This is a genomic window from Pseudomonas brassicacearum (assembly GCF_003732265.1).
In the GTDB taxonomy this organism is placed as follows: Bacteria; Pseudomonadota; Gammaproteobacteria; order Pseudomonadales; family Pseudomonadaceae; genus Aquipseudomonas; species Aquipseudomonas brassicacearum_D.
On sequence record NZ_MOBK01000011.1, the window covers coordinates 1 to 18525 of the forward strand.

At 60.2% G+C, this 18525-nt stretch carries 14 protein-coding genes; 2 read left to right on the forward strand and 12 right to left on the reverse strand.

Annotated features, from left to right (window positions below; all coding sequences use genetic code 11):
- Positions 1 to 82: 82 nt before the first annotated feature.
- From BK660_RS25240 to BK660_RS25250, 3 genes are all read right to left on the reverse strand, one after another.
- Entirely contained in the window at positions 83 to 1663 is a 1581-nt protein-coding gene (locus BK660_RS25240) for an aldehyde dehydrogenase (NADP(+)) (protein ID WP_123435595.1), read from the reverse strand.
- Positions 1664 to 1673: 10 nt separating this feature from the next.
- On the reverse strand, positions 1674 to 2666 hold the full coding sequence (araD1, locus tag BK660_RS25245) for an AraD1 family protein (RefSeq protein WP_123435596.1): 993 nt from the start codon (positions 2664 to 2666) through the stop codon (positions 1674 to 1676).
- Between the two features lie 152 nt (positions 2667 to 2818).
- Positions 2819 to 4141 (reverse strand): MFS transporter, encoded by a 1323-nt coding sequence (locus BK660_RS25250; protein WP_123435597.1) that lies wholly within the window; start codon positions 4139 to 4141, stop codon positions 2819 to 2821.
- 193 nt (positions 4142 to 4334) lie between these two features.
- Here BK660_RS25250 and BK660_RS25255 point away from each other — a divergent pair, with 193 nt between their 5' ends.
- Together BK660_RS25255 and BK660_RS25260 are read left to right on the forward strand one after the other, a co-directional pair.
- Positions 4335 to 6071 (forward strand): IlvD/Edd family dehydratase, encoded by a 1737-nt coding sequence (locus BK660_RS25255; protein WP_123435598.1) that lies wholly within the window; start codon positions 4335 to 4337, stop codon positions 6069 to 6071.
- Positions 6072 to 6257: 186 nt separating this feature from the next.
- Positions 6258 to 6977: a FadR/GntR family transcriptional regulator gene (locus tag BK660_RS25260; RefSeq protein ID WP_185045220.1), complete on the forward strand. Its 720-nt coding sequence runs from the start codon at positions 6258 to 6260 to the stop codon at positions 6975 to 6977.
- Between the two features lie 190 nt (positions 6978 to 7167).
- Here the strand turns inward: BK660_RS25260 and BK660_RS25270 are convergent, their stop codons facing one another.
- The 9 genes from BK660_RS25270 to BK660_RS25315 all read right to left on the reverse strand — a co-directional run bounded on the left by BK660_RS25270 (position 7168) and on the right by BK660_RS25315 (position 18423).
- Complete coding sequence (locus BK660_RS25270) at positions 7168 to 9543, reverse strand: efflux RND transporter permease subunit (protein WP_404942957.1); 2376 nt, start codon at positions 9541 to 9543, stop codon at positions 7168 to 7170.
- A gap of 25 nt (positions 9544 to 9568) precedes the next feature.
- A complete protein-coding gene (locus tag BK660_RS25275) occupies positions 9569 to 10621 on the reverse strand; it encodes a WD40/YVTN/BNR-like repeat-containing protein (RefSeq protein ID WP_123435601.1) in 1053 nt (350 codons plus the stop codon).
- A 647-nt stretch (positions 10622 to 11268) separates the two neighbouring features.
- On the reverse strand, positions 11269 to 11421 hold the full coding sequence (locus BK660_RS32690) for a hypothetical protein (protein ID WP_185045215.1): 153 nt from the start codon (positions 11419 to 11421) through the stop codon (positions 11269 to 11271).
- Positions 11422 to 11905: 484 nt separating this feature from the next.
- On the reverse strand, positions 11906 to 14563 hold the full coding sequence (gene pepN / locus BK660_RS25290; RefSeq protein WP_123435604.1) for an aminopeptidase N: 2658 nt from the start codon (positions 14561 to 14563) through the stop codon (positions 11906 to 11908).
- A gap of 10 nt (positions 14564 to 14573) precedes the next feature.
- Positions 14574 to 15404 carry a DUF2797 domain-containing protein gene (locus BK660_RS25295; RefSeq protein ID WP_123435605.1) on the reverse strand — a complete coding sequence of 277 codons (831 nt, stop codon included), beginning with the start codon at positions 15402 to 15404 and terminating at the stop codon, positions 14574 to 14576.
- The gene (locus BK660_RS25300; protein ID WP_123435606.1) at positions 15401 to 15661 is read right to left on the reverse strand and encodes a YeaC family protein; all 261 of its coding nucleotides are present in this window, start codon (positions 15659 to 15661) and stop codon (positions 15401 to 15403) included. The genes BK660_RS25295 and BK660_RS25300 overlap by 4 nt, the downstream gene beginning before the upstream one ends.
- A 34-nt stretch (positions 15662 to 15695) precedes the next feature.
- The gene (locus BK660_RS25305) at positions 15696 to 16565 is read right to left on the reverse strand and encodes a rhomboid family intramembrane serine protease (RefSeq protein ID WP_123435607.1); all 870 of its coding nucleotides are present in this window, start codon (positions 16563 to 16565) and stop codon (positions 15696 to 15698) included.
- Positions 16562 to 17533 carry a metallophosphoesterase gene (locus tag BK660_RS25310; RefSeq protein ID WP_123435608.1) on the reverse strand — a complete coding sequence of 324 codons (972 nt, stop codon included), beginning with the start codon at positions 17531 to 17533 and terminating at the stop codon, positions 16562 to 16564. The genes BK660_RS25305 and BK660_RS25310 overlap by 4 nt, the downstream gene beginning before the upstream one ends.
- Positions 17533 to 18423 (reverse strand): NAD(+) kinase, encoded by an 891-nt coding sequence (locus tag BK660_RS25315; protein WP_027923400.1) that lies wholly within the window; start codon positions 18421 to 18423, stop codon positions 17533 to 17535. The genes BK660_RS25310 and BK660_RS25315 overlap by 1 nt, the downstream gene beginning before the upstream one ends.
- Positions 18424 to 18525: the final 102 nt, after the last annotated feature.

The following is an 18525-nucleotide window of genomic DNA, read 5'->3' on the forward strand; positions in this document are numbered from 1 at the left end:
TCAAAGTGAATACAGCCCAAATTCTATGTTTGGGGGTTCCCCCCAAACATAGAATCTCCCACACTTTGATTGTGTCTAACTGTTAGAGGGCTTCTCGTGACGGCTGGCCATCCACCAGGCGCTGGATGCGCAGCGGATTGCCATTCTTCAACGCGTCCGGCAGCAGACTGTCCGGGTAGTTCTGGAAGCACACCGGGCGCAGGAAACGGTCAATCGCCAAGGTGCCCACCGACGTGCCGCGCGCATCGGACGTCGCCGGGTACGGTCCGCCATGGACCATCGAATCGCAGACTTCCACGCCCGTCGGATACCCGTTCAGCAGAATCCGCCCGACCTTTTGCTCCAGCAACGCCGTCAGCTCGCCGAACTGTTCAAAGTCCGCCGGATCGCCAATGATCGTCGCCGTGAGCTGGCCATGCAGCCCGTTCAGTGCGGCGCTCAGTTGCGCCTGATCAGCCACTTCCACCACCACCGTGGTCGGACCGAAGACCTCTTCCTGCAAGACGTCATCGCCCTTGAGCAACAGGTTGACGTCCGCCTTGAACAATTGCGGCTGAGCCTGATTGCCCTTTTGCGCGTTGCCCGCCAGATGCGAGATGCCCGGATGCGCGAGGAGTTTTTCCAGGCCTTTGCCATAGCTGCTCAACGTCCCGGCATTGAGCATGGTTTGCGCCGGCTGATCGTTGATCAACCACGCGACCTGCTGCACGAACGTGCTGAACTGCGGCGAACGAATACCGATCACCAACCCAGGATTGGTGCAGAACTGACCACAGCCTTGAACCACGGACGCCGTCAGGTCTCGGGCGACCGTTTCAGCGCGGCTCTGCAATGCCTGCGGCAGCACGATCACCGGGTTGATGCTCGACATTTCCGCGAACACCGGAATCGGCTGCGCGCGTGCAGCGGCCATGTCGCATAAGGCGCGACCACCCTTCAACGAGCCGGTAAAACCGACGGCCTGAATCGCCGGGTGCTTGACCAGCGCTTCGCCTACCCCGCCACCGTAGATCATGTTGAACACACCCGCTGGCATGCCGGTTTTTTCCGCGGCACGCAGGATCGCATCGGCCACCCATTCGGCCGTGGCCATGTGGCCGCCATGCGCCTTGAACACCACCGGGCAACCGGCTGCCAGCGCCGAGGCGGTGTCGCCGCCAGCCGTCGAGAATGCCAACGGAAAATTGCTGGCCCCGAACACGGCGACCGGGCCGAGACCGATACGGTATTGGCGCAGGTCCGGACGTGGCAATGGCGTGCGCTCGGGCAATGCTTTGTCGATCCGCGCACCGTAAAAATCACCGCGACGCAGCACCTTGGCGAACAGGCGCATCTGGCCGCTGGTGCGGCCGCGCTCGCCTTGAATGCGCCCTGCAGGCAGCGCGGTTTCGCGGCAGACCACGGCGACAAACTCGTCACCCAGCGCATCCAGCTCGTCGGCAATCGCATCGAGGAATTGCGCACGACGTTCCGCGCTCAAGCTGCGATAGGCCGGGTAAGCCGCTGCGGCGGCCTTGGCGGCGGCGTCCACTTCATCCGGGGTGGCCTGGTAGAAATCGTGTGGCAACGCTTCGCCGGTGCTGGCATCGATGCTCTGGAGTTTGAGCGAGCCAACAGCGCTGCGCTGGCCACCGATGTAGTTGTGTCCAAGGATCTGGGTCATGCATGTCTCCTTAAAGGGTGCCGACGGTGCCGGGTTCGAACGCTGCCTGTGCAGGCTCGATGCCATTGATCAACGGCGCACCAAACTCGGCCTGGCTGATTTCAAATACATCACCCGGCCGCGTACGGATACCGTCGGCGAACGACAAGGTCGCGGTGCCGAAGAAATGAATGTGCACGTCACCCGGTCGCAGGAACTGGCTGTACTTGAAATGGTGGTATTCGAGGTTTTCCAGGCTGTGGCACATGTTGGCTTCGCCGCTGAGAAACTCGTTCTGCCACAGCACTTCGCCGTCGCGCAGGATGCGGCTGGTACCGGCCAGGTGTTGGGGTAATTCGCCGACCCGAAGCTCCGGGCCGTAACTGCAACTGCGCAATTTGGAGTGCGCCAGGTACAGGTAGTTTTTACGTTCCATGACGTGGTCGGAGAACTCGTTGCCGACGGCATAACCGAGGCGATAAGGCTTGCCATCGTGGCCGATGACGTAGAGGCCGCTGAGCTCGGGCTCTTCACCGGCGTCTTCGGCGAACGGTGGCAGCGGGAACGGGTGGCCCGGCCGAACGACAATGCTGCCGTCGCCCTTGTAGAACCATTCCGGTTGCACGCCAGCCTGCCCCGCGCCCGGTTTACCACCCTCCACGCCCCATTTGAAAATGCGCATGGTGTCGGTCATGGCCGCTTCGTCACCAGCGTGTTGATGCATTTTGTCCCGTGTCGAGGCGCTGCCCAAATGGGTCAGGCCAGTGCCGCTGACCAGCATGTGCGCCGCGTCCGGGTGATCCAGCGGTGGCAGGATGCGCAATGTGGCGAGCAGTTCGGCGTAGTCGTGGCTGATGCCAAGGCCCAGGGCGTTTACTTGCTGCTGCAGAGTTGTGCCGGCCTCGATCGCTGCCAATGCCAGGTCGCGAACGGTGTGCGCGTCTTGCACTTCAAGGACCAGACTGTCCTCGACGACACCGACGCGGCGCTCGCCGTTACTTAATTCGAATTGAACCAAACGCATGATTTTCTCCTTTGAACACAATTCTTCAAAACACTGCCGAACTAATGTGGGAGCGGGCTTGCTCGCGAAAGCGGTGTGTCAGTCACCATTAATGGAGAAAGTGACGGCCTCTTCGCGAGCAAGCCCGCTCCCACACTTGATTGATGTTGGCCTTAAGTGCGGGTCGCACCGCGCGCACTGGCCGCAAACTGATCCGCCGGCAGCACATGCTTGCGTTCCAGCAACCGGTAAACCACACCCGTCAGCACCAGCCCGAACACCATCACACCCGACAGGAAATACAGCCCCGACGCGAGGTTGCCGGTGTACTCCTTCAGCGCGCCGATCACGAACGGACCGATGTAACCACCGAGGTTGCCCACCGAGTTGATCAAGGCGATCCCGGCCGCCGCACTGGCCCCGGCGAAGAACCGGCCCGGCAAGGTCCAGAACACCGCCGTGCAGGAAAACAGCGCGAATGCCACCAGACACAGCGCCGCCAGTTGCAACACCGGCACCGTCAGCCAGGCGCTGAGGAACAGGCCGATGGCGCCGAGCACGTACAGCACGGCCAAGTGACCGTAGCGGTCATTCAAACGGTCGGAGCTGCGCGGAATGATCAGCAAACCGACGATGCCGAAGATGTACGGCACCGCCGAGACGAAACCGGTGACGAGGTCGCTGCCGCCGAACTGTTTGATCAACGTCGGCAACCACAGGCCCAGGCCATAAATGCTCAACGTCACTGGCAGATAAAACAGCGCCAGCAGCAGCACCCGTTTGTCCTTGAGCGCGTGCAACGGGTTGCCGTGACGGGTCTGGCCGTATTCCTCAAGGTCCTTTTTCAGCTCGCCGGACAACCAGTCCTTTTCGGCCTGGTCCATCCATTTCACTTGTTGCGGACCATTAGGCAGGTAACGCAGCACCGGCCAGGTCAGCAGGATCGCCGGCGTTCCGATGACGATGAACAGCCACTGCCAGCCGTGCAGACCAAGGGTGCCGTCCATGCCGAGCAAGCCGCCGGACACCGGGCCGGTGACCATCATCGCGATGGGTTGAGAGAGGATGAACAGGCCGAGGATCTTGCCGCGATGGCGAATCGGGAACCATTGGGTGATGTAGTACAGGACGCCCGGGAAGAACCCGGCTTCCGCCGCACCTAGCAGAAAACGCATCACATAGAAGCTCTGCGGTCCCTGAACGAACGCCATGCCGATGGTGATGGCGCCCCAGGTGATCATGATCCGCGCGAACCAGCGTCGTGCACCGAAGCGATCGAGCATCAGGTTGCTGGGGATTTCAAACAGGAAGTAACCAATGAAGAACAGCCCGGCACCCAGACCGTAAGCCGCGTCACCGAGGCCGATGTCGGCGCCCATGTGCAGCTTGGCGAAACCTACGGCGGAGCGATCCACATAGGCGATCAGGTACAGCAGGATCAGGAAGGGAATCAGTTTCAGCGTGATGCGACGAATCAGCCGCAGTTCCTGGCTCATGAGATCGGTCTCCGATTGTTGTTGTTATAGAACCTCGGGGGCCGCCTCTCGCCGAAAATCACCAGGGCCAACCCTCCGTTGAAAACGACTATATAGTAATACTAATTACCCAACAACACTTCCAAACCGGCGAATTTGCGCTTATGTTACGCCTTAGCCGCAACAATATAGTCATACAATAAGAGAATCGATCATGTCTGATAAGAAACCCACCCTGCGCTCCGCCCAATGGTTTGGCACCGCCGACAAGAACGGCTTCATGTACCGCAGCTGGATGAAGAATCAGGGCATCGCCGACCACCAGTTCCAGGGCAAGCCGATCATCGGCATCTGCAATACCTGGTCGGAACTGACCCCGTGCAACGCGCACTTCCGCCAGATCGCGGAGCACGTCAAACGCGGGGTGATCGAGGCCGGTGGCTGGCCGGTTGAATTCCCGGTGTTCTCCAACGGCGAATCCAACCTGCGCCCGACCGCCATGTTCACCCGCAACCTGACGAGCATGGACGTCGAAGAAGCGATTCGCGGCAACCCGATTGATGGCGTGGTGCTGCTGACCGGTTGCGACAAAACCACCCCGGCGCTGCTGATGGGTGCGGCCAGTTGCGACGTGCCGGCGATCGTCGTCACCGGCGGTCCGATGCTCAACGGCAAGCATAAAGGTCAGGACATCGGTTCCGGCACGGTGGTCTGGCAGCTCAGCGAACAAGTGAAAGCCGGCACCATCACCCTTGACGACTTCCTCGCAGCCGAGGGCGGCATGTCCCGCTCGGCGGGCACCTGCAACACCATGGGCACGGCATCGACCATGGCCTGCATGGCCGAAGCACTGGGCACCTCCCTGCCCCACAACGCGGCGATTCCGGCGGTTGATTCACGCCGTTATGTCCTCGCGCACATGTCCGGCATGCGTGCGGTGGAAATGGTTCGCGAAGACCTGAAGCTGTCGAAAATCCTCACTAAAGAAGCCTTCGAAAACGCCATCCGCGTCAACGCCGCCATCGGTGGTTCGACCAACGCCGTGATCCATCTGAAAGCCATCGCCGGCCGCATCGGCGTGGACCTGGAGCTGGACGACTGGACCCGCATGGGTCGCGGCATGCCGACCATCGTCGACCTGCAACCGTCCGGGCGCTTCCTGATGGAAGAGTTCTACTACGCCGGCGGCCTGCCCGCCGTGCTGCGCCGTCTCGGTGAAGCCAACCTGATCCCGCATCCGAATGCCTTGACCGTCAACGGCAAGACCCTCGGCGAGAACACCAAGGACGCGCCGATCTACGGCGATGACGAAGTGATCCGCACCCTCGACAACCCGATCCGCGCCGACGGCGGCATCTGCGTGTTGCGCGGCAATCTGGCGCCTCTCGGTGCGGTGCTCAAGCCGTCCGCGGCCACCGCAGAACTGATGCAGCATCGCGGGCGCGCGGTGGTGTTCGAGAACTTCGACATGTACAAGGCGCGGATCAATGATCCGGAGCTGGACGTCGACGCCAACTCGATCCTGGTGATGAAGAACTGCGGTCCGAAGGGTTATCCGGGCATGGCCGAAGTCGGCAACATGGGTTTGCCGGCCAAGTTGCTCGCCCAAGGTGTGACCGACATGGTGCGCATTTCCGATGCGCGCATGAGTGGCACTGCGTATGGCACCGTGGTGTTGCACGTCGCGCCGGAAGCGGCGGCAGGCGGGCCGTTGGCGGCTGTGAAGGAAGGTGACTGGATTGAGCTGGACTGTGCAAGCGGCCGTTTGCACCTGGATATTCCGGATGCTGAACTGGCGGCGCGGATGGCGGATCTGCAGCCACCGCAACAGATGATCCTGGGCGGGTATCGTCAGCTGTACATCGACCATGTACTGCAGGCGGATCAGGGTTGCGACTTCGACTTCCTGGTCGGCTGCCGCGGCGCCGAAGTGCCGCGCCACTCTCACTAACCACCACCGTCCAAGTGTGGGAGCGGGCTTGCTCGCGAAAGCGGTTTAACATTCAGCAGTGATGTTGACTGTCACACCGCCTTCGCGAGCAAGCCCGCTCCCACATTTGCTTTGCACCTGCCTCAAGATCCCGTCGTGCCTGTTATCATGCGCGACACCCCTTCGCACAGGACCGCGCCGTTCCCCATGGATTACCGCAAACCCTCCGACCGCAAAAGCATGCACTCGCGCATTGTCCAGGAACTGGGCATGCAGATCGTTTCCGGGCGCTTCAAGCCGGACGACAAACTGCCCGCCGAAGCCCTGCTGTGTGAGGAGTACGCGGTCAGCCGCCCGGTGCTGCGCGAGGCCACCCGAGTGTTGGTTGCCAAAGGCCTGGTGTATTCGCGCCCGCGTGTCGGCACGGTGGTCAAGCAGCGCAAGGAATGGCACATGCTCGACCCGGACGTTTTGCATTGGTTGATGCAAAGCAGCCCGCAAAATCAGTTTTTCGATTTGCTCACCAGTGTGCGCAGCATCATCGAACCCGCTGCTGCGGCACTGGCCGCGCAGTTCGCCACGGAGGCAGACATCGCTTCCATCGGCGAAGCCTACCAGCGCATGGAAGCGGCGCCGACGCCGGAAGCGTTGCTGCAACCGGACCTGGACTTCCACAGCCGCATCGCCGATGCGACCCACAACGACTTGCTGGCCAACCTGTGCAACATGCTGTCGGTGGCGATTGCCGAGGCGCTGAAGCATTCCAACCAGCGGCCGAACCTGCATGAACTGGCGCTGCCCCGGCACAAGGCAATCCTCACCGCCATCGAGAATCGCGATGCGCTCGGCGCCCGGCACGCGACGCTGGTGCAGCTGGATGATGCGCGCAGTGCGTTGAATGTGGTGTTGGGCAGCGATCCCGCATAATCCACAAATCCAATGTGGGAGCGGCGGTGCGGCGATTCGACTTGCTCGCGAATGCGGTGCATCATTCAATGTTGATGTCGACTGACACGCCGCCTTCGCGAGCAAGCCCGCTCCCACATGGGTTTAGCGTCAACCTTCAGATGTAAAAAAGCCGCAACCTGGGTTGCGGCTTTTTTGTTGCTGGCAAGGATCAGTGAGCGAACAGCGAGTTGCCCTTCTGCCCGGCCAGTTTCTCCGGTTTGATCAGGAAGCGTGCCAGCGCCGGCAACAGCCACAGCGCGCCGAACATGTTCCAGAGCAGCATGAAGGTCAGCATCAGGCCCATGTCGGCCTGGAACTTGATGGCCGAGAAGATCCAGGTGCACACGCCGATGGCCAGGCACAGACCGGTGAACAGCACGGCTTTACCGGTGGACTTCAGCGTCTGGTAATAGGCTTCTTGCAGCGGCAGACCGGCGCGCAGGAAGCTTTCCAGACGGCTGTAGATGTAGATGCCGTAGTCCACGCCAATCCCCACACCGAGCGCCACCACCGGCAAGGTCGCGACTTTCACGCCGATCCCCATGAAGGCCATCAGGGCGTTGCCGAGTACCGAGGTCAGCACCAGCGGCAACACGATGCACAAGGTCGCCGCCCACGAACGGAAGGTAATCATGCACATGGTCGCAACGCAGATGTAGACGAGGATCAGGATGGTCAGCTCGGATTCCTTGATCACCTCGTTGGTGGCCGCCTCGATGCCGGCGTTACCGGCCGCGAGGATGAATTCCAGGCCGTCCTTGTTGTTCTCCTTGGCGAAGTCCTGAACGGCATGCACCGCACGATCCAGCGTTGCCGCCTTGTGATCGTTGAGGAACACCAGCACCGGCGCCAGGGAGCAGCTGTTGTTGTACAGGCCGTCAGCACGGGCGATGGAGTTGTTCAGCACGTCGGGGTTACGCGACAGGGTTTCCCATTTCAGGTTGCCCTCGTTCATGCCCTTGATCATCTGCTTGGACACGGTCACCAGGGAAATCGCCGACTGCACGCCCTCGGTGTTCTGCATCTTCCACATCAGCTCATCGATCGGCGCCATGGCTTCGTAGCGTGAGCAACCTTCGGCCTTGGTCTTGACCATCACCACCAACACATCGGAACTGGTGGAATAGTTGCTGATGATGAAGTTGTTGTCCTTGTTGTAGCGCGAGTCCGGACGCAGCTCAGGAGCACCTTGGTCGAGGTCACCGATTTTCAGGTTCTGGCTGTACCAGAGACCGCCGCCGAAGGCCAGCAAGGCCAGGGCGATCGAAATCGGAGCGACTTTCGGGCTGGCAAAGTTCGACAACAGGCGCCAGAACGGGTGTTCGCGGTGTGCGTCTTTCTTGCTGCGTTCAACGGCGCGTTTGCTGATACCGACGTAGGAAATCGCCACCGGCAGCAGGATCAGGTTGGTGAACACGATTACCGCCACGCCGATGGACGCTCCGATGGCCAGCTCACGAATCACACCGATATCGATGATCAGCAGCGTGATGAAACCCACCGCATCCGCAAGGATCGCAATCATCCCCGGCAGAAACAGCTGACGGAACGTGCGTCGCGCAGCGGTCAGTGCGTTGTCGGCCTCACTGGATTGCAAGGCAATGCCGTTGATCTTCTGTACGCCGTGGGAAATACCGATGGCAAAGATCAGGAACGGCACCAGCATCGAATACGGATCGAGCCCGAAGCCGAAGAAGTGCATCAACCCCAACTGCCAGACCACCGCCACCAGCGTGGTACTGAGTACCGCCACGGTGCTGCGCATGCAGTTGGTGAACCAGTACAGCAGGATCAGCGTGATGATGAAGGCGACACCGAAGAACATCACCACCATGACCAGGCCATCGATCAGGTCGCCCACTTTCTTGGCGAAACCGACGATGTGGATCTGCACGTTAGGGTTCTGCTTTTCAAACTTGTCGCGGATCTTTTCTTCCAGCTGGTGGGAGAACTGGCGGTAGTCCAGTGCCAGCAACTTGCCCTGGTCCTGCGGGTCCGGGTAGGACTCCAGCAGCGGGATATCGACGATGCTCGACTTGAAGTCGTTGGCCACCAGACGCCCGACCTGACCGGACTTGAGGACGTTGTTGCGCAGCAGATCGAGGCTTTGCTGGGAACCGTTGTAGCTCTGCGGAATGACTTCACCCCCGGCGAAGCCCTCCTCCGTCACCTCGGTCCAGCGCACGCTCGGGCTCCACAACGACTTGAGGCCGGAACGGTCGACGCCGGAGATGTAGAACACCTCGTCGTTGATCTGACGCAGGGTCTCCATGTATTCCTTGGAGAAGATATCGCCGTCAGTGGCTTCCACCGAGATCCGCACGGTGTTGCCCAGGTTCGCCAGATCGTTGCGGTGCTCCATCATCTTCTGAATGAAGGGATGCTCGAGCGGGATCATTTTTTCGAAACTGGTGGACGGCCGGATCAGCGTCGCCTGCCAGAACAGAAAAATACTGACCAGCAGGCAGATCGTGATCACTGCCGGGCGGTTGTTGAAAATCAGGCGCTCAAGAAACGTCGCCTTGTCCTGGTGATGACTTGTCATGGATGTCATAGCTCCGCCCTTCTTATTATTTGCCCAGCTCTGAGCCGGTTGGCGAAGTAGCGCGAACGCCGCCCTGTCCTGCCAGAATCAGATTGCCGTTGCCCGCCGCCGTCACTGCCGAAACGGAAATGCGATCCGGACGGTTGAACACGCTGAAGGTTTCGCCGTTGTCGTTGCTGCGGATCACCGAGCCGCCGTTGCCGACGATCACGATGGAACCGTCGTCGAGCAGCGTTGCGCCGGACAACCCGAACTCCAGCGCGCCGCGAGCGGCTTTGAGCTCAACCTGTTCCCAGGTGCTGCCGAAATCCGTGGAGCGGTAGAGATTGCCGCGCAGTCCGTAAGCCAGCAGCGTATTGGCTTGCGCCGTGCCGATCACGCCGAACAGCGAGCCTTGATACGGACCTTCGAGTTTTTCCCAGGTCTGGCCCCAGTCAGCAGAGCGGAACATGCTGCCCTGTTCGCCGACGATGAACAGCCCGGCATCCTTGACCGATGCGATGCCGTTGAGGTGGAACTGGTCTTCGTTGTCCAGGCGGTCGCTGGCGTCTTCCCAGTGCTTGCCGCCGTCGGTGGTTTCCAGCAGCGCGCCATACGCGCCCACGGCAAAGCCGCTGTTGGCGTCCTTGAACCAGACGTCGAGCAGCGGCGCTTCGCGTTTCAAATCTTCGAATTGCTTGGTCCAGGTGGCGCCACCGTCCTCGCTGGCGAGGATCTGTGCGTCATGGCCGACGGCCCAGCCGTGTTTGTCATCGACGAAAAACACCGAGGTCAGCAGTGCCCGGGTCGGCACCTTGGCTTGAACCCAGGTTGCGCCCTGGTCGTCGGAATACAGGATGTGCCCGCGATCGCCGACCGCCACCAGGCGCTTACCGGCGTGGACGACATCGAGCATCAGGCTTTTGGTGGCCTTGGCAGACTCAATGGCATAAACAGTATCGGATGCTGGCGCGGCAGCGGCCAGCGCTGGTGCCGACAATGCGGCACAGCCCAACAGCGAGAGCGCTGTAGCCAGCAACGCGAATTTGCGCAGTGCCGGCGGGCGGCAGATACCCACACCCATGACAGGCTCACTCATAGACCTTCCCCCATTATTATTGTTAGGTCGTTCAACCTTTCAGGGCGCCGTAAGGTGGCTCGTGGTGATTGGCTGTTTGGAGCTTAGTCCTGAAACGCGCAATCTAGAGCCCCTTCGGAAGCTGGCTTATCCTATCGGGGTTTGGAAAGGTCTGACAATCGACGCCACGTTATCTTTTGTTAACCTGACGGGGGTGGGGCTTGGCTGAATGATTGGGTATTAGGTGGGGTGATTGGGGTTGGGGTTCGGGGTTCGGGGTTCGGGGTTCGGGGTTCGGGGTTCGGGGTTCGGGGTTCGGAGTACATATCCGTTGCTGCGGTAACGGCTGCTTATGGTTTCGCTCTTACAGCGACTCACTTTTCCAGACGCCGGAATGCCGGCCCAGCGAAAAGTAAGCAAAAGGCTTCGCCCCGGCGTACGGCGCCTCGCTAAAGCTCCGCGTTCCCTCGCTACGGTGTCCATCAGGGGGCATCGCCTACGGTCTGCTTCGCTACGACCTCCTCTCGATGTGTGCGGCTTCGCCGCACGGCGCTGCGCGCCTACCCCCCTGATGAACACCTCCACTCGGCCTGCCGAAGGGGCGAAAGATCAAAAGCAGATCAAGATCAAGATCAAGATCAAGATCAAGATCAAGATCAAGATCAAGATCAAATACCAAAGCCAAAGCCAAAGCCAAAGCCAAAGCCAAAGCCAAAGCCAAAGCCAAAGCCAAAGCCAAAGCCAAAGCCAAAGCCAAAGCCAAAGCCAAAGCCAAAGCCAAAGCCAAAGCCAAAGCCAAAGCCAAAGCCAAAGCCAAACACGTTCTAAAGTTTCAGCCTCCCGCACCCTCTAAAGCGAACACCTCCCGCTTCTCACCACTCAACAGGCCGAGCGTTAGCTCGCCTGAAAGCTTTTGATCTGGCTTTTGATTCACCCGCCCCTTCGGGAGGCTGAGTGGAGGTGTGCATCCGGGGAGTGGCGCGCAGCGCCGTTCGACGCAGTCGAACACGCTGCATGTAGGTCGTAGCGAAGCAGACCGGAGGGCAGTGTCCCCGGATGGATACCGGAGCGAAGGAACGCCGAGCTTTAGCGAGGGGCCGGACGCTCGGGGCGAGCCTTTTTTTGCTTACTTTTTTTTGGCGTTTGAAAAAAAAGTGAGTCGCCGTAAGGGCGAAACCCTAAGTGGCCGTTACCGCAGAAATGGATATGTACACCAAGACAGAGAATGGTCGGCTGTCAGGCCGCCAAGTCATAGAAACCTGCTCCCACAGAGCCCGAGCGAACCCTGTGGGAGCAAAGCATCACTCAGGCCAGACTCTTGCTTACAACTTCAAACACATCGCTGGACAACTGACCCGAAGCCCGAATCCGCTCCAGCTCGCCCTTCATCAACGCCTGACGCGCATCGTCATACTTGCGCCAGCGAGTCAGCGGCGCCAACTGACGGGAAGCAATCTGCGGGTTAAACCCGTTCAACTCAATCACCAGATCCGCCAGGAAGCGATACCCCGAACCATCCGCCGCATGGAAATTGATCAGGTTCTGCCCGGCAAACGCACCGACCAGCGCGCGAACCTTGTTCGGGTTCTTCATGTTGAAGGCCGGATGCTGCATCAACTGACGCACACGCTCCAGACCACCCGGCAACGCGCTGCCCGCCTGAACACTGAACCACTGATCCATGACCAGCGGATTGTCCTTGAAGTGCTCGGCAAAACTCGCCAACGCCTTGGCCTTCTCAGCTTCAAACGACGAATTGACCAACACCGCCAACGCCGTCAGGCGCTCAGTCATGTTATCGCTCGCCTCGAACTGCTCAAGCGTCGCCGCCAACACTTCCGGCTTACCGCTCAACATCAGGTACGACAGCGCAATGTTCTGCAACGCGCGACGAGCAAAGTGCTCGGCCTCGGCCACATAAGGAGTTCTCTTCGACAGATCACGATTGGCCTGATAACGCAGCCACAACGCCTCGAACAAGCCTTCAGCCAATTGCTTGCGCGCAAACTCACGGGCGATGTGAATCGCATCGACGTCAGCCACTTCGCTGATTTCAGTCAGGTACGCTTCACCCGGCAATGAAAGCATTTCCGCGACCATCGCCTGGTCCAGCGTCTCGTCCGACAGCACGGTGCGCAGGGCTGAAATCAGGCGCTGATCCAGCACCAGCGTTTCACCTGCCTGATGCTGGGCAATCAACTCTTGCAGCACTTGCACCGACAGTTGCTGACCGGCATCCCAGCGATTGAAACCATCGCTGTCATGCTGCATCAGGAACATCAGTTGATCGCGGTTGTACGGGAAGCTCAGTTTGACCGGCGCCGAGAAACCACGCAGCAACGAAGGCAACGGCTGTTCAGCGATGTCAACGAAGGTGAAGGTCTGCTCGGCTTCAATCACCGAGATCACCCGCGACGTGCCCTGGGCGCTGGCTTCGCCGGACAGGCGCAAGGCAATCGCCGCGCCTTTGGCGTCCAGCAGGCCCAATTCCACAGGAATCACGAACGGCAGTTTTTCAACCTTGTCCGGGGTCGCCGGGCAGCTTTGACGGAAGGTCAGGCTGTAGGTTTTCGCCGCCGCGTCGTAGGACTCGCTCACCGCCAAGCGCGGAGTACCGGCCTGGCTGTACCAGCGCTTGAACTGGGTCAGGTCGACACCGTTGGCGTCTTCCATCGCCTTGATGAAGTCGTCACAGGTCACGGCCTGGCCGTCGTGGCGGTCGAAATACAGGTCACTGCCTTTGCGAAAGCCTTCGGCCCCGAGCAAGGTGTGGATCATGCCGACCACTTCCGAGCCCTTTTCGTACACGGTCAGGGTGTAGAAGTTGGAAATCTCGATGAAGCTGTCCGGGCGCACGGCGTGTGCCATGGGACCGGCGTCTTCGGCGAACTGGTGCGTGCGCAGGTAAGCCACGTCCTGGATGCGCTTGACCGTGGCCGAGTTCATGTCCGAGGAGAACCCGGCATCGCGGAACACGGTGAAGCCTTCCTTGAGCGACAACTGGAACCAGTCGCGGCAGGTCACGCGGTTGCCCGACCAGTTGTGGAAGTATTCGTGGGCGACGATCGCTTCGACGCGCTGGTGCGCAGCGTCGGTCGCGGTTTCGGCGCGGGCCAGCACGGCGCTGGAGTTGAAGATGTTGAGGCCCTTGTTCTCCATGGCGCCCATGTTGAAGTCGTTGACCGCGACGATCATGAAGATGTCCAGGTCGTACTCGCGACCGTAGACCTCTTCATCCCAGCGCATCGACTTCTTCAGGCTGTTCATGGCGTGCTGGCACTTGTCGATGTTCTCCGGCTCGACGTAGATGCGCAATGCCACGGAACGCTCGGTCATGGTGGTGAAGGTGTCTTCGACGCACCACAAGTCACCGGCCACCAGCGCGAACAGGTACGCCGGCTTCATAAACGGGTCTTCCCAGGTCGCCCAGTGACGGCCGTCTTCGCCGGGACCCGAAGCAATCGGGTTGCCGTTGGACAGCAGCACCGGATAGCTGTGCTGCTCGGCGACGACCGTGGTGGTGAACTTGCTCATCACGTCCGGGCGGTCGAGGTAATAGGTGATCTTGCGGAAGCCTTCGGCCTCACACTGGGTGCAGAACATGCCGCTGGATTTGTACAGGCCTTCCAGCGCAGTGTTGGTTTCCGGGTGGATCCTGACGCTGGTATCGACCGTGAACGTGGTGCTGGTCGGGTGCAGGGTCAGGTGGTTTTCCGTCAACTGATAGTCGCTTTCGCTCAGCTCGCGATCAGCCAAAGTGACCGCCAAAAGCTCAAGCTGCTGACCGTCCAGCACCAGCGGCGGCAAGCCCGGGCCGCGCTCGGGATTGCGGCGCATCACCAGTTGCGCATGGACCAGGCTGTGGTCCTCGAACAACTCGAAGGTCAGGTGCGTCTCGTCGATCAGGTACTCGGGCGCCTGATAGTCTTTCAGGTAAATCATCTTCGGTTGTTCGGTGCGCATGCTGGAGTCCTTACTGATGCACGGCGAGCTGATAAGCCGTGTATTTACGAATATTGATCACGCCGGTGTCGAAGATCAGGTATTGACCCTTGACGCCCAACAGCGTGCCTTCGGCAATCGGATTCTTGTCCAGGTTGAAGCTGACGATCTTGGCCGGGTATTGCTCGACCGGATAGCGGATTTCGAGGGTTTCTACGTCGGCAATGGTCTGAATCGCTTGTAGGCCAAATCGTTCCTGCAAGGTTTGCAGGCCCTCGGCGCAGCTGTCGAACAGTTGATCACGCACCTCGGCCAGGTCCACCGACGCGGCTTCGCCCTTGAGCAAGGCACGCCAGTTGGTTTTGTCCGCCACCTGACTGCGGAACAGATCTTCGACGAAACCCGACTGCTGACGGGTCGACACGCGCATGATCGGCAACGCCTGACGGGCGCCCTGATCGATCCAGCGGGTCGGCAGTTGGGTGGCGCGGGTAATCCCGACTTTCACCCCCGACGAGTTGGACAAGTACACGATGTGGTCGGTCATGCAGAACTTCTCGCCCCACTCCGGCTCACGGCAAGTGCCAGCGTCGTAGTGGCAACGCTCCGGGCTCATGATGCAGAGGTCGCACTGCGCCAGTTTGGTCATGCACGGGTAGCAATAACCCTGGCTGAAACTGGTTTTGGTCTTGCGCCCGCAATGGGTGCAATGAATCGCCCCCAGGTACTCCAGGCGCACGGTGGTGCCGATCATCGGATTGACCGGCACCTCGACATCGCCCAGGCGAAACGCGTACTGCACGTCAGACCCGTCAAGACGCGCCGACATTTTGCTGATTGCACCGCGGCCAATCTCGATCAATGGATGGCATCCGACTTGAACAGAATATTCGGTACGCTGATCGACTTCGAACTGCATTCCTGCGGGCCCATGTAACCGGTGCGCTGGTCTTCGGGCAGGTTCTGGATTTCCCAGGCGATCATCGCTTGCAGCGACAGCTCGCGTTGTTCGGCGGTGAGTTTGCCACCGTCGGACCATTTGCCGATTTCTACCGCCAGTTTCAGGCTCTGGTAGATATCGGGGGTGATGTTCTGGATCATTTCGTTAAAAGAGGACATCAAGGTCTCCGCGCTCTTCAATACATAAACTGTTTTAGGCGGCCAGTTTACGGCGGTTGTACAAACCACCCAACAAACCGGTCAGGCATCCGACGAGCAACCCGCCGACGTGCGCAGCGTTGGCAATTTCACCGAAGCCGATCATCGAGACCAGCCCGGACAGGCACAGCACCAGCCACACCAGCATCATCACCAGCACGCCGCGCGGCAGGCGATAAGCCGGGTTCGGCGACAGCAGCTGGAATATCCAGCAATGCCCGAGCAGGCCGTACAGCACGCCGGACAAGCCGCCAAACAAGGTCGGGCCGCTGAAATAATACTGGGCATAGTTGGAGACGAGGCTGAACAGCAACGTCAGGCCGATCAGGTTGATGCTGCCCTGACGCGACTCGATGCGCCGGCCCAGTTCCCAGTACCACATGCCGTTCATGGCCAGGTGCAGGATGCCGAAGTGGATCAGCATCGGCGTTATCAGGCGCCACCACTGCCCCGCCGCAAGGCTGTCGGCCAACGGTACGAAATGGATGTACTCGCCGACTACGCGGAAATCGAGGAAAGTCAGCCAGCGCATCGTGTCGAGGTTTTCGCCCAGCAGCGTCACCGCACCGACAAGGATGCTCAGCAGCAAAATCGCCGCAGTCGCCCTGGCGTAGCGCAGTTGCTCGACGAAACCGGGGCGCCGGGTGGTTTGCGCGGCCGGAATGTCGAGTTGCTGATCGGGATCACCAGCCGGAAAACGTTCGTACAACGAACGCACGTCTTCGCTGATGTTGGCTGGCACCCACAGCACTTGCTCGCCCGACTCTTCGCTGACGCGGTGCGGCACCTGCATGCGCTGCAGCAGTTTGACGAACCCGCTCAAATCCACCGCCAGCGGCAGGCGTAATACGGCAACCACGCTCATCGCAGCACCTCCGGCCGTTCGACATCGACCCAGACAAATTTATGCGGATCGAGGCGGGTTTCCTGATCCAGCCGATAGGCGACCAGTTTGCCGTAGAGCACGGCGCTGTAATCCAGGCAGGCCAGGTTCGGGCGAATCGATGCCGGTTTGCCACTGCGCCAGTAGTGGCCGACGAACAACAACGGCTCGTCGACGCCGTAGCGCAGCAAGGTATTTTTTTCCGTGGATGACAGTGGCGTCCTGGCCACTGGCTCGGGCAATGCGTCGGGCTGGAACACAATGTCTCCGTAGGTTTGCGGGTCGTCTTCCCAGAATTTGGTGCGGAAGAACGAACGCACCAGACCGTCGCCACTTGTCATGGTCAAGCCATCGGGCAAACGCATGTCGGTGCCGCGCAGCAACCGGTCGAACACGGTGCAGGCGAAACTGCCCGGCACGGCCGAGGCCTGGAGGAAATGCTCATCGACGCAACCGTTGGGGAACAATCCGCGCAAGGGTTCGATCAGGCCGGAATCCCAGCATGCATGCACCACCCGGAAGCGCCCGGCATCGACGAACAACGGCATCTCGTAGAACCATTGCAGGAAGTCATGCCAGTCGCCGGGATGGTCTTCGAACTGGGTCAGGGTTTCACTGAGCAACCGTGCATGGCGTGGCGTGTGTTCACGGACAAACTGCTTGCCGCTGCCCGGCAGCGCCGGTGTGCTCCAGCCCAGTGCGTTGAATTCATGGTTGCCCATGATGCACAGCGCCTGGCCAGCCTCGACCATGTCGTGGACGATGTGCAGCGCCTCGCGAATCCGCGGGCCGCGATCAATGATGTCGCCCACAAACACGGCCATCCGCGACGGATGCCGCCAGACGCCACCTTGTTTGTGATAACCGAGCCGGTCGAGCAAGTGCTCAAGGGTCAGAGCGCAACCGTGCACGTCACCGATCAGGTCGTAGCTACGCGCGGGATCAAGCATCAGTCGCCTCCACCACCCAATCGACTGCCCCAACCGAGCTTGGTCCGGCAGACTTCATAGTAGTTGTGGTCAAGCGGATGGATCAGCCGCAGCTTCTGCGCTTTTTTGCTGATGGTGATGGTGTCACCCGGCGCGCAGGTGAAATGGTTCTGCCCGTCACAGGAGACTTGCGGGTAGATCTGCATATCTTTGGACACGACGATTTTCAGCTCACTGTTGCCATCGACCACAATCGGCCGGCCCGACAAGGTATGGGGGTACATCGGCACAATCACAATAGCGTCAAGCTTGGGGTGCATGATCGGTCCGCCCGCCGACAGCGCGTAGGCTGTCGAACCGGTGGGCGTCGCGACGATCAGGCCGTCGGCCTTCTGGCTGCAGACGAACTGGCCGTCGATGTACAGCTCGAATTCGATCATCCGCGTTGATTTGCCGGGGTGCAGCACCACATCATTGAGGGCATCGCCCTGACCAATGGCTTCGGCGTGACGGCGGACTTCGGCTTGCAGCAGGAAGCGGTTTTCCACCAAGTAGTGGCCGTCGAGCACTTCGGCGACTTTGACTTCCAGCTCGTCGGGACGAATATCGGTCAGGAAACCGAGGCTGCCACGGTTGATGCCGAGCACCGGTATGTTGTGTTTGGCCAGCGCGCGAGCGGCGCCCAGCAGGCTGCCGTCACCGCCAACCACAATCACCATGTCACAGACTTCGCCGAGCATCTTGCGGGACGAGGTTTGCAGGCCATGACCGGGAAGGACTTCGGCGATGGTGTCTTCGAGGATCACGTGCAAGTGACGATCGAGCAGAAACCGTTTCAGTCGGCGGACGGTATCCAGCACCTGGGAACTGCCCAGGCGACCGATGATGCCGATATTACGAAATTGCTCCATGGGGTTCCTGCAAGGACGGCGAAAAAGACGATTATGGGCGAAAGCGCAGGATAGACAAAATCCTTTCAGCCACAAGGGTGTACTCATGTTTAGGGCTATGCT